Genomic DNA, 15,336 nt, shown 5'->3' on the forward strand with positions numbered 1-15,336 from the left:
GCACGTACCGTATGGGTCCCGCGCCGGGGGAGTTTCATGCGCGGGTGTGTGGGTACAGGCGTCAGGAACACCGGATACCCGAGTGGACCGGTGTCTTCGGACACGGCTTCGAGAGCGAATGGGAGAGCGAAGCGGTGAGCAAGGCCACAACCGACCCCGATACCCCGATCTTCGGTGAGCTTCACCAGGAGTTGGAGCTGCCCGAGATCGACGTGCACGACTTCGAGGCACACGACTTCGGATTCCCGAAGGACCTGTCCGCCTTCGAAGGCACCGAGACAGGCGAGGCCGTGAGTTCCGCGGAGGCGACCTCCGAGGAAGGCGCAGCCGCCGGAGAGGACACCGAGGCGAGCACAGCGGCCTCCACACCTTCGGCCACCTCCACCGCGCAGGAGGAATCTTCCGGAGAAACGTCGGGGACGCAGACCCCTTCGCGCGGAGGACGTCGCCGCAGGGAAGACTGATTCTCGCGCTGCTCGCGGAACCGTGTCAGGGGTCGGTGCCAAGCTGCCGCCATGGCGACATGGCAGCAGTTCACCGAACAAGCTCCCGACCTCGCGAGTTCGGCACGAGCCCGCTTCGAGGCTCACACGCATCACGTGCTGGCGACCCTGCGCCGCGACGGATCACCCCGGGTCAGCGGGACCGAGGTGCAGTTCCACGGACCGGAGCTGACCATCGGTTCGATGTGGGGCGCCCTCAAGGCACGCGATCTGCAGCGCGACGGCCGCTGCGCGGTGCACGCCCACCCCACCGACGCCTCGATGGACGGTGGGGACGCGAAGGTCACCGCCCGTGCCGTCGAGGTGACCGAGGCCGACGAGCTCGACGCTTTCCGCGAGGCCACCGGGCCACCGCCGGGTGACTTCCACCTGTTCCGGCTCGATCTCGACGAGGTGGTGCACACCGCCGTCGACGGCGATCACCTGCTGATCCGGCTGTGGCGGCCGGGCCGGGGCGTCACCGAGTTCCGGCGGCAGTAGACCCGATGCGGGTGAACGGAACTTTCACCCCCGTGGAGGAGACGAAAGTTCCGTTCACTCCCGCTCGGCTGCTGAGCATCAGCCCCAGAGAGTGCAGATCGGCGCGGCGACAATCTTGTCGTCCAGCTGGTACAGATATGGGCTCGTGTGAAACACGATGCCTCCGAGAAACTGGTCACCGAGTTCATCCCGCAACCACCGCAGGTGCTTGGCGGCACCTTGCCCCGGGGTGGCAGTCGCCTTGACTTCAATGCCGATGATCTTGTTCATCGGAAACTCGGCGATCAGATCAACTTCACGGGCGCCCTTCTCCTGGCGGAGATGGAACAGGCGGGGCGCTTCCTGGTCGAATTGTGTCTCCGCTCGCAGCTGAGAGTAGACGAAGGTATCCAGTAAGCGGCCGAGCACCTCACCATCGCGGAGAACCCCGGCGGTGTTCAGCCGCAGCGCCCCGGCGACGAGGCCCGGATCGACAACATAACGCTTGGGTGATTTCACCAGCCGCTTCAGCCGATTCGTGCTCCAGGCAGGTACCGTTTCCACCAGAAACAGGTCGGTGAGCGCGCCCTCGTAGACCTCCGCTGTTTGCCTGGTGATTTCCGCTGCCTCGGCCAATGTCAGGTATGGGACGATCCCCGAGGTATTGAGCGCGTACGCCTCGAAGAAACGCCGCAACTTCGTCGGGTCACGCCGCCCTTCCAACTGCTCGATCTCACGATCGAACAAGTAGCCCAGGTACGCGGTCATCCACCGGTGTCGGCTCCGTGCCGAGGTAGCACGAACAGCTTCGGGGAAGCCACCTCGCACAGCCAGCTCGACATACTCGGCGAGGTCGGGCGTACTTGTGGGAACCTGCAATCCGTTGATGCCGTCCTGAGCGAATCGCTCCAGCAAGGAAGGTCGATCCAGGTCTTCGCCGGCGACCTCCCGCACTGTCATACCCGCCATCGACACCGGCATCAATCGCCCGACCCCGGGCCAGGTGGGTCCTTCCGTTCGACCGTGGACCGAACCGGTCACGATGAAGCGCCCCGGACGGTAGTCGGCATCGACAGCGCGCTTGATCGCCCAGAGCACCGACGGAACCAACTGCCACTCGTCGATCAGGACGGGTTCCGCACGGCGCGTCAGTACCGCCTCCGGGTCGGCCCGGACCACGTCGGCCTCACGGGGATCATCCAGATGCACCACGCTCCGTGCGTGACGTGCTGCTGTCGTTGTCTTGCCGCTTGCACGTGGGCCCTCAAGCAGAAGCGCAGGAAAGTCAGCCAGCAGGTCAGCGATGAAGCGGTCTGCCAAGCGAGGCACGTACTTGCTGTCCACAGGGGCAGACTAACAAATTCGGAAGAGCCTGGTTAACAGATTCGGACAGTATTGGTGAACACTTCAGGACTCTCTTGGCGAACAGCTCCGGACACAGCACTGCCCTGGCATCCATGTGGCGTCACCGAGTTCCGGCGGCAGTGGACCCGATGCGAGTGAACGGAACTTTCATCCCCGTGGAGGAGACGAAAGTTCCGTTCACTCCCGGTCGACACGACCTCAGTACGTCAGGGCCATGCCCGGATCGGACACGAGTGCTCCGACGTCGGCCAGGAACTGCGATCCCTGCTGGCCGTCGACCACGCGGTGGTCGAAGCTCAGCGCGAGTTGGCAGACCTGGCGTGGCACCACCTGCCCGTCGACCACCCACGGCATCTCGCGAATCGCACCGAAGGCGAGGATCGCCGACTCCCCGGGGTTGAGGATCGGCGTCCCGGTGTCCACACCGAACACACCGACGTTGGTGATGGTGATGGTGCCGTTGGTCATGTCCTCCGGCGGAGTCTTGCCGTCCCGCGCGGTCGCCGTCAGGGCTTCCAGCGACTCGGCGAGTTCGCGCAGCGACAGCTGATCGGCATCGCGAACCTTGGGCACCACCAGACCACGCGGCGTGGCTGCCGCGATGCCCAGGTGCACGTAGTCCTTGTAGACGATCTCGCCCGCCTGCTCGTCCCACGCCGCGTTGACGTCCGGAGTCCGCCGCACGGCCAGACACAGGGCCTTGGCCAGCACGGCCAGCGGCGTCACCTTCGCCCCCCGGAACTCGGGGTGGGACTTCAGCCGCTCGCGGAACTCCATCATCGGCGTCACGTCGACCGTGAGGAATTCGGTGACGTGGGGAGCCGTGAACGCGCTGTCCACCATGGCCTGCGCGGTCGCCTTGCGCACACCCTTGATCGGCACCCGCCGTTCGCGGGCTGCCCCGTCCGCACCGCCCGCGGCCGGTGCGCCACCGAGTGGCTGTCCACCGCCCGCGGCGCGTTCGACGTCCTCGCGCGTGACGATGCCGTCCGCACCGGAACCCGCCAGCGACCGCAGGTCGACACCGAGGTCCTTGGCGAGCTTGCGCACCGGCGGCTTGGCCAGGGGCACGTGGCCGCCGGGAGCAGCGGTCCCGTTGCGCTGCGTTGTGGAGCCGTTGACCGCCGCAGGCGCGGCCGCCCGCACCTGCGCTTCCCGCTCGCCGACCCGGGAGCCGGGCAACGCCGCCGAATCCACCGCACTCCGCGCGGGCTGCTGGGGCGGCACGGCGCTCGACGCGGCCGCGCTCTTGCGGGGGCGGCGCTTCGAACTCGAGGCGCGCGGACCGTAGCCGACCAGGTTGGCGACTTCTCCGTCCGCACCCTCCTTCGCGTTCTGCGTGCTCTCGGCCGAGGCAGCCGGCTCCTCGGCAGCGGCCACCGCGGCCCCTTCCGAATCGAGATCGATCGCCACGATCGGCGTACCGACCTCCACGGTCTGTCCCTGCTCTGCGAGCAGCTCGCTGATCGTGCCCGCGTACGGGCAGGGCAGCTCCACGGCGGCTTTCGCCGTCTCGATCTCCACGATGGTCTGGTTCAGCGTCACCGTGTCACCGGGCTGCACGCGCCAGTTCAGGATCTCGGCCTCGGTCAGCCCCTCACCGACATCCGGCAGGGGGAAATGCTTGAGTTGCGACATCGACGTTTCCCTTTGGTGGTCGCGCGGATTGGTAGAGCCATCTGCTTGGTCACATCGGTCCTCGGGTAAGCGGCACCGGCCGCTTTCTTCCCACGCACGCAATCGGCACCGCCGGGGGTTCCCCTACCCGATCCCTACGCAAGCCAATCCGTGGACTCTCAATAGGCCAGTGAACGGTCGACGGCCTCGAGTACCCGATCGAGGTCGGGCAGGAATCCGTCCTCGAGCTTGCTCGGCGGGTAGGGAGTGTCGAACCCGTTCACCCGCAGTACCGGCGCCTCCAGCGAGTAGAAGCACTCCTGCTGCACGCGGGTGGCGACCTCGGAGGTGACCGAGGACTCCGGCGGCGACTCGCTGACGACGACGAGCCGTCCCGTGCGGCGCACGGAATCGAACACCGGGTCGAGGTCCAGCGGCGACAGGGAACGCAGGTCGACGATCTCCAGGTCGCGCCCCTCCTCCTCGGCTGCCTTGGCCGCGTCCAGGCACGTGCGCACCATGGGACCGTAGGTGGCCAGCGTGACCGCGGACCCCGTGCGCTGCACCTTGGAGGTGAACAGAGGAGCCGGCTCGATCGTCGGATCCAGCTCGGCCTTTTCCCAGTACCGGCGCTTCGGCTCGAAGAACAGCACCGGATCGTCGCACTCGATGGCCTGCTGCAGCATCCAGTAGGCGTCCGCGGGATTGGAGCAGGACACCACCTTCAGCCCGCCGACGTGCGCGAACAGCGACTCGGGGGACTCGGAGTGGTGCTCGACCGCGCCGATGCCGCCGCCGAAGGGAACCCGGATCACCACGGGCACCTTCACCTTGCCCTGGCTGCGGAAATGCATCTTCGCCAACTGCGAGACGATCTGGTCGAAACCGGGGAAGATGAACCCGTCGAACTGGATCTCGCACACCGGCCGAAAACCGCGGATGGCCAGGCCGATCGCGGTGCCGATGATGCCGGACTCGGCCAGGGGAGTGTCCAGCACCCGCTGCTCACCGAAGTCCTTCTGCAAACCGTCGGTCACGCGGAACACACCGCCGAGTTTGCCGACGTCCTCACCCATCACGAGGACCTTCGGGTCGCGTTCCATCGCCGAACGCATGGCCGTGTTCAAGGCCTTGGCGATCGTGAGCGTCTGCGACGGGGTCGACGTCGAGGTGGGGTTTTCCATCGTCGGAGCGGCCATCAGTGAACACCTCCCGCTGCGGAGTCGGCGAAGCCGTCGAGGTACTGCAGGTAGTCCTGGCGCTGGGCGGCCACGACCGGGCTTTCCTCGGCGTAGACCTCGGAGAACATCCGCTCCGGTGGCGGCTCGGGCATGTTGACGCAGAAGTCGCGGAAGCGCTGGGCCAGTTCGTCGGCCTCGGCGTCCACACTGTCGAGGAACTCCTGGTCGGCGATCTGCTCGCGGACCAGGTGCACGCGCAACCGCTCGATCGGGTCCTTGAGTTTCCACGCCTCGAGGTCGTCGTCGAGGCGGTAGCGGCTGGCGTCGTCGGAGGTGGTGTGGGCGTCCATCCGGTAGGTGAACGCCTCGATGAGCACGGGGCCGTTGCCGTGGCGGCACTCGTCGAGTGCCCATCGGGTCACGGCGAGACTGGCCAGCACGTCGTTGCCGTCGACGCGGATACCCGGGAACCCGTAGCCGCGGGCCCGCTCGTAGAGCGGGACCCTGGTCTGGCGCTCGGTGGGCTCGGAGATCGCCCACTGGTTGTTCTGGCAGAAGAACACCACCGGGGCGTCGTAGACCGCGGCCCAGACCATCCCCTCGTGCACGTCTCCCTGACTGGTGGCTCCGTCACCGAAGAAGGTCATGGTGGCTTCGTTGTCGGCGGAGTCACCGCCGGTGTTGCCGACACGGCCCTCGAAGCGCTGACCCATCGCATAGCCGGCGGCGTTGAGGCACTGGTTGCCGATGACGATGGTGTACAGGCCCATGCCCGTCGTGTTCGGGTCCCAGCTGCCGTGGTCGGTGCCCCGGAAGATTCCCAGCAGTTCGGTGGGGTCCACCCCACGGCACCAGGCCACCCCGTGCTCGCGGTAGCTGGGGAAGGCCATGTCCTGCGGTCGCATGGCCCGGCCCGCGCCGATCTGCGCGGCCTCCTGGCCGAGCAGCGGCACCCAGATGCCGAGTTGGCCCTGCCGCTGCAGCGCGTTGCCTTCCCGGTCGGCTCGCCGCACCAGCACCATGTCGCGGTACATACCGCGCAACTGCTCGTCGGTGACCTCGATGTCGAAGTCCGGGTGCGACACCCGCTGACCCTCCGGCGTCAGGAGCTGAACCAGGTCGGCTCCACCTTCGCTCGTCGCGCGCAAACCCGCGATCACCTGCTCTCTCGTCGGCACTGCGGAGGTGGCAGCAGGGCCGGAGGCGGTTCCGTTCCGGGTTTGCTCGTCGGGTCGGCTCGGTCGCGTCCAGTGTTCGGGGGACATGTGGATCTCCTCGTCTCGCACCGGTCCGGCCGCTTGTGGCGGCACGGCCCGGCAGCCCCGTCCGGGCCCGGTCGACCGGGTGGGTCGTTCGGGCGTTCGAGCGGGGCCATTGGATCGCTCCCCGTCATCCTGGCACGAAAACCCCCGACTCCGTGAGCCCTGCCACAGAGCTGTTATTCGTTCGCCGCGTGGTACCTGCCTTGTCGCGATCACCGTAGTCCGTACCTTCATGCGCCGAATTCGCAGGTCATCCAAGGGATGGAGATCGGAATGACGTCCGTGCGACGGTTGCATCACCGATGATCGGTTGACGAGAGTTCGCCACTTTCGAAACGTCTTCGCCCGGGCACCGGGACAAGGCAGACTGTGGTGCGTGTCCGAGCACTCACACCGCGCAGTCCCGCTTCCCGGCGAGCTCGTGCTGCTGCTGCACAAACCGAACGGGTCTCACTACGCCGCCACCAACCCGAACATCGCAACAGCGGCCGCCGAGATCGGCGAGCTCGCGCTGCGGCACCGCGTCACGGCCGAGCGCGGTAAATGGAAGCGCGTCAAGCTGCACGTTCTCGACCCGAGTTCCTCCGGCACTCCCTGGGCGGACTCCCTGCTGGAACGCCTGGTGACGAAGTCCGGGCCACAGGGCAAGCCGATCGAGCTCTCCTCCTGGTTGTCCCGGCAGACCTCCGCGTTCAACGAGCACCGCCGCCGGCTCACCCGGCACGGGTTGCTCACCCGCAGGAAGCACAAGTTCCTCGGCGTCATTGCCCACGACCGCCACTTCGTCGACGAGCTGGTGCGCGATTCCCTGATCTCCGAGATCCGGCAGGTCATACGGGTCGAGCGCCCCATCGACAACCGGCTCGCCCTGCTCACCGCTCTCGTGCACGCGAGCAATCTCGCGCGCCCACTGGGTTTCGGCCGGGACGAGCGCAGGATGGTGAAGTCGATCGCCAAGGGCGAGCATCTCGGTGGTGCGGTCGAGGCCGCCATCGCGGAGACCGGCGCTGCCATCGCCACCGGAGCGGCTGCCGCAGGTGCCGGTGGCGGTGGGGACGGCGGCGGTGGCGATGGCGGTGGGGGCGCCTGAACCGTCCTGGATCGCCGTATCCCGGAACGTGGGAATACGATCGCGAGTGTGGATCGTGCAGCCGTGAACAAGACCGTGGAACGAGTGTGGGACGAGGCCGTCCTGCCGAGCCTGTGCGAGCTGGTCGAGATCCCGGCGGTGTCCCCGGCCTTCGATGCCGAGTGGGTCACCAGCGGGCATCTGGATGCGGCCATCGAGCACGTGCGCGCGTGGATCTCGGCGCGCGGCATCACCGGAGCGGACGTCGAGGTGATACGCCTGCCCGAACGCACCCCGCTGCTGCTGGTCGACATCCCCGCGAGTGAGGGCGCGCAGGACGGGACCGTGCTGCTGTACGGGCACCTCGACAAGCAGCCATCGGTCGGCGGCTGGTCCGAAGGCCTCGGCCCGTGGACCCCGGTGATCCGGGACGGCCACCTGTACGGGCGCGGCGCGGTCGACGACGGCTACGCCGGTTACGCGGCGATCACCGCCCTGGAGGCGGTGCGCGCAGGCGGCGGTGCGCACGCGCGCTGCGTGGTGCTGCTGGAAACCGGTGAGGAGTCCGGCAGCCCCGACCTGCCCGCCTACCTGGATCACCTCGCCGACCGGCTCGGCACCGTCTCGCTGGTGGTCTGCCTGGACTCGGGCGGCGGCGACTACGAGCGGCTGTGGCTGACCAACTCGCTGCGCGGCATGGTCCAGCTCGACATGACCGTGCAGGTCCTCGACAGCGGCCAGCACTCCGGCACGGCCAGCGGGGTGGTGCCCAGTTCCTTCCGGATCGCTCGGCAGCTGCTGGACCGGCTGGAGGACTCGGCGACCGGCGAGGTTCTGCTGCCCGAGATGAACGTGGCCATCCCCGCCGATCGCGCGCGGCAAGCGCGCGCCGGAGTCGAGGCCGCGCCCGGTCTGGTCGCGGGTTCGGTGTCGCCCCTGGACGGGATGCGCCTGGTCAGCGACGAGGAAACGGAACTGGCGCTGAACAACTGGTGGCGGCCGACGCTGTCGGTGATCGGCGCGGAGGGACTGCCCGCCCCGGGGGATGCGGGCAACGTGCTGCGGCCGTCCACCACGCTGAGCCTGAGTTTCCGACTCCCGCCGACCGCCGACCCGCAGGCGGCACTGGAGGAACTTCGGGCGATGCTGTCGACCGATGTGCCCTACGGCGCCCACGTCACCTTCGGCCGCTCCGAGGCCAGCCCGGGCTGGAGCGCCCCGGAAACAGCGCCGTGGCTGAGCACGGCGCTGGACGCCGTCGGTGCGGAGATCTTCGACGGCAACGGCTGGCGCACGATGGGCCTCGGCGGCTCGATCCCGTTCATGGGGCTGCTGCACGACGCCTACCCGGAGGCGCAGTTCGTCGTCACGGGCGCGCTGGGACCGGGCAGCAACGCCCACGTGCCGGACGAGTCGCTGAATCTGGCCTACGCCACGAAAGTCACCTCCGCCATCGCCTACGTCCTCGACGCGCACGCCCGGAGCTGAGCGCCGAGGCAGGTGGGCCGGGAGTGAACGGACCGCTCGCCCGCTCTTTGCGAGCGAACGGTCCGTCCGCTCTGCTTCTCAGGTGGGAGGGCCTCCCGATGGGACGGCGACGGCGCGACCGTCGATCGTGCCGCTTTCCAGCCCCGAATAGGCATCGGGCACCTCCTCGAGGCCGTACACCTCGACCTTGGAGTGCACCGCGCCCTGCTCGACCAGGCTCACCAGCTCGATCAGCTCGTCACGACCACCCCAGTACGGCGCGGACACCGAGCACGCGAAGGGCACCAGCCCGAATCCGACCGCGAGGCTGCCGCCACCGATACCGATGATCGTCAGGTCGGACTCGACCCCCGCACAGCCCGCGGCCGTCCTGCCGGTGACGTCACTGCCGACGAGGTCGAGCACCAGCTCGGCACCGCGGCCTGCGGTGAGATCGCGAACTTTCCCGACGGCGTGCTCGTCGGACAGCAACACCTCGTCGGCGCCGACCTCGCGCGCGAGCGCGAGCTTGTCCTCGCTGATGTCGAGCGCGACCACGCGCGCCGGGGACAGCACGTGCAACAGCTGGATGGCGATGTGGCCGAGGCCGCCCGCGCCGATCACCACGGCCGTGCTGCCCGGCACCAGCTTGGGCAGCGACTTCTTGATCGCGTGGTACGGGGTCAACCCCGCGTCGGTGAACGGCACCGTCCGCACCGGGTCGAGGTCACCGATCGACACCAGATGCCTCGGCGAGTCGACGAGAAGGTAGTCGGCGAGCGCGCCGGGCGCGCCCAACCCCGGTGGACGGATGGCCCGCTCGGCCGCGTGCGGGCAGTAGTTCTCCTTCCCGCGCGCGCAGTAGTGGCACTGGCCGCAGCCCCACGGGCCGTAGACGAGCACCGAGTCGCCGACGGAGAACTGGTCCACGCCGCTGCCCAGGGCCGCCACCCGCCCCGCACCCTCGTGGCCCAGAGTGAGCGGGAGCGGGTAGGGGAACTCCTCGGCGGTCCAGTTCATGACGGCGACATCGGAGTGGCACAGCCCCGCGGCGGTGACCTCGAGCAGGACCTGCCCCGGCCCGGGTTCCGGCTCCGGGATCCGGCGCACTTCCGGCGGCTGACCCACGGTGTGATACTGCACAGCACGCACGGTCGGCTCCTCTCGACGCCGGTTCACCCTAAGTCGCCTGTGTCACCGATCGCACCTCGGCGCACGCGTATCACCCGCGCTGGCCCCGGGAGGTACCGAACCCGCAGCGGCGTTTCCTGTTCGCGGTCCGCTCACATTTATCACTCGGAGTAACCAGGTCTGTCTTTTTTGTCTGATTTTTTCCGGGTGAGCGAAGATTCACGGGATCGAAATCCACTCGGACGTGTTAACGGACTCACTCGGATGGCAGGATCCCAGCATTCGGATTCTCGTCGAGGAGGAGACACCGTGGCGCGTCGAAGAGCATTACGAGCAGTCGCCCTGGTACCGGCTCTGGCGTTGCTGACCGCGATGGCCGGGTGCGGCGGCAGCAACAGCGGAGGCCAGGCCAAAGGCGTCCCGCTGGTCACCGAGGGGCAGTTGACCACCTGCACCCACCTGCCCTACGAGCCGTTCCAGTTCAGGCAGAACGACGAGATCGTCGGCTTCGACGTCGACCTGGTGGACGCCGTCGCCAAGGACCTCGGCGTCCCGCAGAAGATCATCAACATCCCCTTCGAGACCATCGAATCGGGCCAGGCGCTCAACGTCGGGGACTGCGATCTCGCCGCCGCCGGGATGACGATCACCGAGAACCGGGACAAGAACTTCGACTTCTCCGACCCCTACTTCGAGGCCACGCAGGCCCTGATCACGAAGAAGGGCTCGGGCATCGACAGCTTCGAGCAGCTCAAGGGCAAGACCCTGGCCGTGCAGAAGAGCACCACGGGTAAGAAGTACGCCGAGGAGAATGCCGCGCCGCTCGGGGTGGAGCTGAAGACCTACCCCGACCTGGGACTGCTGCTGCAGGCCGTCAAGAACGGCGAGGTGGCCGCCGGGATCAACGACGACTTCGTGCTCTACAACTACGTCGACAAGAACCCCAGCATGGCGGTGACCACCGAATTCGCCACCGGCGAACAGTACGGCATGGGCGTGCGCACCGGTAACGACAAGATGCGCGAGAAGATCAACGAGGTGCTCGCCCGGCTCAAGGAGAACGGTACCTACGACCGGCTCTACAAGAAGTGGTTCGACAAGGCGCCGGCCGCGAACTGACAAGCACACCCGTGGGGCCGGCGCCGATCGTGCCGGCCCCCACGACCGTTCAGGAGTGTTGATGGCAGTGGATGCCCCTCCCACCAAGAGCGGGCCGGCCAAGAGCGGGATGAGCAAGCGCCAGCGCGGCCGCGTGATCCGCGGGACACAGTACGCGGTGCTGATCGCGGTCCTGGCGGCACTCGCCGTACTGGCCGACTGGGGGCGACTCCAGGAGGCGTTCTTCAACCTCGACGTCGCCGCAGGCCTGTTCCCCGACGTCATCACCGTCGCGCTGGTCAACACCGTCGTCTACACCGCACTCGGATTCGGCTTCGGCCTCGGGCTGGCGCTGATACTGGCCCTGATGCGGATGTCCTCGGTCGGCCCGTACCGCTGGATCTCCGGCGCCTACATCGAGTTCTTCCGCGGACTGCCCGCCCTGCTGATCTTCCTGTCGGTCGGCATCGGCATTCCCACCGCGTTCCCCGGCTTCTCCCTGAACCGCAACATCACGATCATGCTCTCGCTGGGCATCGTCGGCTCCGCCTACATGGCCGAGACGATCCGGGCGGGCATCAAGGCCGTACCCGGCGGGCAGATCGAGGCCGCGCGCTCGTTGGGGATGTCGCCGGCACGCACGATGATCACGGTCGTGATCCCGCAGGCGTTCCGGATCATCCTGCCGCCGTTGACCAACGAACTGATCCTGCTCACCAAGGACTCCTCACTGGCCTTCGTGCTCGGCAGCACCCTGGACCAGCAGGAACTCACCCAGTTCGGACGGGCCGCACTGACGAATTTCCGGAGCATGACCCCCATCCTCGTCGTCGGGCTGTGCTACCTGATCATCATCATCCCGCTGTCGGTCGTGCAGCAGCGGCTGGAACGCAGGTTCGGCGGCGGAGCGGACAAAGGCAGCAGCGGACACGGGAGCGGCACATGAACGACGTGAAGATCGACATCTCCGGCCTGCGCAAGTCCTTCGGGTCCGTGGAAGTCCTGCGCGACATCGACCAGCAGGTCACCGCCGGTGAGGTGGTGTGCGTGATCGGCCCGTCCGGTTCGGGCAAGTCCACCTTCCTGCGTTGCGTGAACCTGCTGGAGGAACCGACCGCGGGCAAGGTCGTCGTGGACGGCATCGAGCTGACCGACCCGGACACCGACATCGACGCCGCCCGCAGGCGCCTCGGCATGGTCTTCCAGCAGTTCAACCTGTTCTCGCACCTGTCGGTGCTGTCGAACCTGACCGTGGCCCAGCGCAAGGTGCTCGGGCGCGGCAAGGCCGAGGCCGAGGCCGTCGCCCGCGAGAACCTCGAACGCGTCGGGTTGGCGGACAAGGCCGCTGCCATGCCGGCGCAGCTGTCCGGCGGGCAGCAGCAGCGCGTGGGGATCGCGCGGGCACTGTCGATGAACCCGGACGTGATGCTGTTCGACGAGCCGACCTCGGCGCTGGATCCGGAACTCGTCGGTGACGTGCTCGCCGTCATGCGCGGACTCGCCGACGAGGGCATGACCATGCTCGTGGTCACCCACGAGATGCAGTTCGCCCGCGAGGTCGCCGACCGCGTGCTGTTCATGGACGGCGGCGGCATCGTCGAGCAGGGACCGCCCGCCGACGTCATCGGCGCACCGAAGGAGGAGCGCACCCGCTCCTTCCTCGCCCGGGTGCTCAACCCCACCCATACCGAGGCCGCACCCACCGAATGACAGCCGTGAGTGTTGTTCAGCCGCCGGGCACACCCGGCGGTGCCATACGTCCGAGTGAGTGAGTACGTGATCAACTACTGACAGTGTCGCTCCCGCTGGGCCACACTGAGCCACATCGACCGTGTCGATCACCGAACCACCGGCATGGGAGCAGCAGTGGCGGGCAGACCGTGGGAGAACAACCCGACGCCGACCCTGGCCGAGCAGCGTCTCGACGAGTCGCTCGGGCTGGGAAGGCCACGGGGCAATCGCCGCAACGACGCCGAGCCCGAGCAGCTCGACGTGCACGGCGACTCGCACGCCCCCGAACAGGAGCTCCGCGGCGAGTACCTGCTCCGCAGGCTCGTCGAATCCCCCGACGAGGGCGGGTGGCGCCTGTTCTGGCGCAGCAGCGCACAACCGCCGGTCATCCGCGTGCAGGACTCGGTCATCACCGGCCTGCTCGACCTGCGCGCGGCGGACCTGCCATACCTGCTGGAATTCGTCCGGTGCCGCTTCGAGGAAGTCCCGGACCTGCGCCAGACCAAGCTCGGCGGCCTGGTGCTGAAACGGTGCCGCTTTCCCGGTATCCGGGGTCGCAACCTGTCCACCGGCAACGACATCAGCCTGCTCGGCTGCACCAGTGCCTGCGGTGTCGTCGACCTCACCGACGCCCAGATCGACGGATCGCTCGAACTCACCGACAGCGTCCTGCACAATCCGGCCGGGCACGCCGTCCACGCCGACCGGCTCCAGGTGAGCGGCGCGCTGCTGGCCATAGGCACCCGGGTTTCCGGGCAACTGCGGATTCCCGGCGCGAAGATCGGCGGCAACCTCAACCTGAGCGGCGCCGCGCTGCGCAACCGCGGCCGCCACGCTCTCAATGCCACCGGAATCCAGATCTCCGGGTCGCTGCGGGCCGAGGTGGACCCCAGATTCGGCAACAGGTTCTCGGCGGCGGGTCAACTCGCCATGCCGAGCGCACGCGTGGACGGTGAACTGCGATTGTGCGGTGCGCTGCTCGAACCGGGCGGTACCCCGCCACAGCAGGACGAGTCCGTGCACGGTGATCCGTTCAGCACCCTGATCCTCGACCGTGGCGAGATCCGTGGGGACGCCCGGCTCGATCGGGGTTTCGACAGCGGCGGGACCATCCGCATGGTCAGCACCAGTATCGCCGGTGACCTGCGCATGTCGGGTGCGCGGATCGACCTCGGCTGGACGCGGCAGGAAGCGGACTCGGTCGAGCAGCCACCACGCGCGATGCACCTCGACAGCGCGAAGGTCCTCGGCAACCTCGATGCCGTCGAGGCGGTGCTGTACGGACAGGTCCGGATGGTCGATGTTCATGTCTCCGGCAGCTTCCAGCTCAACCGTGCCGTGCTCGACGGTCCGGGTACCGACGTCGTACTGGCCAATCGGGTGTGGGTGGGCAGCAACCTGAACTGCCGGGACGCCGACATCTCGGGCACGCTGCACCTGCAGGGTGCCCATGTCGGCGCCAACCTCGATCTGCGCTCCACCTGCCTGACCGAACCCGCCTGGCATCCGCACCGCGCGGTGTACAAACCCTCACTGGACCTGCGCGCGAGCTTCATCGGGGGTGACCTGGTGTGCGCCACGGGCAGGCGAGCCTTCAGCGCCGAGGGCGAGATACAGCTACGGCGGGCGACGGTCGCACGCCAGACGAACTTCTGGGGGTGCCTGCTGGGAAAGGACAGCACCGCCAATGCCAATGCCGTCAACGCCTTCGGCCTGTCCACGCAGGAGCTGACCCTGCTGCCCACCAAGGCACCCCACGGCCGCATCCGGCTGCGCCAGGCACACTGCGAACTGCTCGAGGACAACGATGCGCTGTGGGCAGCCACGGGTGGCGTCGACGTGGAGGGCTTCACCTACGACAACTTCGCCAAGCCGGTGAAACCCACCGACCGGGCGCGAGTGCGGCAACGGTTGCAGTGGCTGCGCTCCATCTCGCACGGCCGCTATCAGCCCGGCCCGTACGACCAGCTCGCGACGGTGTTCCGGGAGAACGGCAACGAGCAGCATGCGGCCACCGTGCTGATCGAGAAGCAGCGGCGACGGTACCGGGCGATCGCCGCCACCCTGTGGCGGCCGCTGCGGCTGTCCGTGCTGCTGTGGAGCCTGCTGCAACGCGTGACGGTCAACTACGGCTACCAGCCGGTGCGCGCCCTGCTGTGGCTCCTGCTGTTCGCACTCGCGGGAACGGCGTGGTTCGCCGGTCACCGGCTGGAGCCGATCAACGCAGAGGACAGTCCCGTGTGGAATCCCTTCCTGTACACGGTGGATCAGCTCGTACCGATCATCAATCTCGGTCACGACGTGATGTGGCGGGCCACGGGTCACTCGCAGTGGATCACGGTCGTGCTGATCGCCGTGGGTTGGATCCTGGCCACCACGGTCGCCGCCGGCATCACGCGCTTCCTGCGGCGCGAACGATAGCGGCGGGCGGCTTCCACCGCCCGCCGACGATC

The 15,336-nt window shown here is 67.9% G+C and carries 13 protein-coding genes; 8 read left to right on the forward strand and 5 right to left on the reverse strand.

The window, feature by feature from the left end; all coding sequences use genetic code 11:
• Positions 1–134 precede the first annotated feature (134 nt).
• Positions 135–464, forward strand: coding sequence for a hypothetical protein (locus DFQ14_RS02245; RefSeq protein WP_179951465.1), 330 nt, complete (start codon positions 135–137; stop codon positions 462–464).
• 51 nt (positions 465–515) lie between these two features.
• Positions 516–983, forward strand: coding sequence for a pyridoxamine 5'-phosphate oxidase family protein (locus tag DFQ14_RS02250; RefSeq protein WP_114451302.1), 468 nt, complete (start codon positions 516–518; stop codon positions 981–983).
• A gap of 78 nt (positions 984–1,061) precedes the next feature.
• Here DFQ14_RS02250 and DFQ14_RS02255 read toward each other — a convergent pair whose 3' ends face one another.
• The 4 genes from DFQ14_RS02255 to pdhA all read right to left on the reverse strand — a co-directional run bounded on the left by DFQ14_RS02255 (position 1,062) and on the right by pdhA (position 6,390).
• Positions 1,062–2,306 carry an ATP-binding protein gene (locus DFQ14_RS02255; protein ID WP_114451303.1) on the reverse strand — a complete coding sequence of 415 codons (1,245 nt, stop codon included), beginning with the start codon at positions 2,304–2,306 and terminating at the stop codon, positions 1,062–1,064.
• Between the two features lie 219 nt (positions 2,307–2,525).
• Positions 2,526–3,965, reverse strand: a complete 1,440-nt coding sequence (locus tag DFQ14_RS02260) for a dihydrolipoamide acetyltransferase family protein (protein ID WP_114451304.1) — start codon at positions 3,963–3,965, stop codon at positions 2,526–2,528.
• Positions 3,966–4,123: 158 nt separating this feature from the next.
• The gene (locus tag DFQ14_RS02265) at positions 4,124–5,143 is read right to left on the reverse strand and encodes an alpha-ketoacid dehydrogenase subunit beta (protein WP_114451305.1); all 1,020 of its coding nucleotides are present in this window, start codon (positions 5,141–5,143) and stop codon (positions 4,124–4,126) included.
• Entirely contained in the window at positions 5,143–6,390 is a 1,248-nt protein-coding gene (pdhA, locus tag DFQ14_RS02270; RefSeq protein WP_114451306.1) for a pyruvate dehydrogenase (acetyl-transferring) E1 component subunit alpha, read from the reverse strand. Before pdhA ends, DFQ14_RS02265 begins: the two co-directional genes overlap by 1 nt.
• Before the next feature lie 373 nt (positions 6,391–6,763).
• Here pdhA and DFQ14_RS02275 point away from each other — a divergent pair, with 373 nt between their 5' ends.
• Complete coding sequence (locus DFQ14_RS02275) at positions 6,764–7,477, forward strand: GOLPH3/VPS74 family protein (RefSeq protein WP_158546635.1); 714 nt, start codon at positions 6,764–6,766, stop codon at positions 7,475–7,477.
• Positions 7,478–7,525: 48 nt separating this feature from the next.
• Positions 7,526–8,944, forward strand: coding sequence for a M20/M25/M40 family metallo-hydrolase (locus DFQ14_RS02280; RefSeq protein WP_179951466.1), 1,419 nt, complete (start codon positions 7,526–7,528; stop codon positions 8,942–8,944).
• A 78-nt stretch (positions 8,945–9,022) separates the two neighbouring features.
• On the opposite strand, the gene DFQ14_RS02285 is transcribed toward DFQ14_RS02280, so the two are convergent.
• Positions 9,023–10,075: an NAD(P)-dependent alcohol dehydrogenase gene (locus tag DFQ14_RS02285; RefSeq protein WP_114451309.1), complete on the reverse strand. Its 1,053-nt coding sequence runs from the start codon at positions 10,073–10,075 to the stop codon at positions 9,023–9,025.
• A gap of 288 nt (positions 10,076–10,363) precedes the next feature.
• On the opposite strand from DFQ14_RS02285, the gene DFQ14_RS02290 reads away from it, so the two are divergent.
• The 4 genes from DFQ14_RS02290 to DFQ14_RS02305 all read left to right on the forward strand — a co-directional run bounded on the left by DFQ14_RS02290 (position 10,364) and on the right by DFQ14_RS02305 (position 15,304).
• Positions 10,364–11,173: a transporter substrate-binding domain-containing protein gene (locus DFQ14_RS02290; protein WP_420810117.1), complete on the forward strand. Its 810-nt coding sequence runs from the start codon at positions 10,364–10,366 to the stop codon at positions 11,171–11,173.
• A gap of 109 nt (positions 11,174–11,282) precedes the next feature.
• Positions 11,283–12,098, forward strand: coding sequence for an amino acid ABC transporter permease (locus DFQ14_RS02295; RefSeq protein ID WP_114451554.1), 816 nt, complete (start codon positions 11,283–11,285; stop codon positions 12,096–12,098).
• Positions 12,095–12,862: an amino acid ABC transporter ATP-binding protein gene (locus DFQ14_RS02300; protein WP_114451310.1), complete on the forward strand. Its 768-nt coding sequence runs from the start codon at positions 12,095–12,097 to the stop codon at positions 12,860–12,862. Before DFQ14_RS02295 ends, DFQ14_RS02300 begins: the two co-directional genes overlap by 4 nt.
• Positions 12,863–13,018: 156 nt before the next feature.
• Positions 13,019–15,304, forward strand: a complete 2,286-nt coding sequence (locus DFQ14_RS02305) for an oxidoreductase (protein ID WP_114451555.1) — start codon at positions 13,019–13,021, stop codon at positions 15,302–15,304.
• Positions 15,305–15,336 lie beyond the last annotated feature (32 nt).

Origin of the sequence: Halopolyspora algeriensis, from assembly GCF_003337235.1 — a bacterium.
Taxonomy (GTDB): Bacteria; Actinomycetota; Actinomycetes; order Mycobacteriales; family Pseudonocardiaceae; genus Haloactinomyces; species Haloactinomyces algeriensis.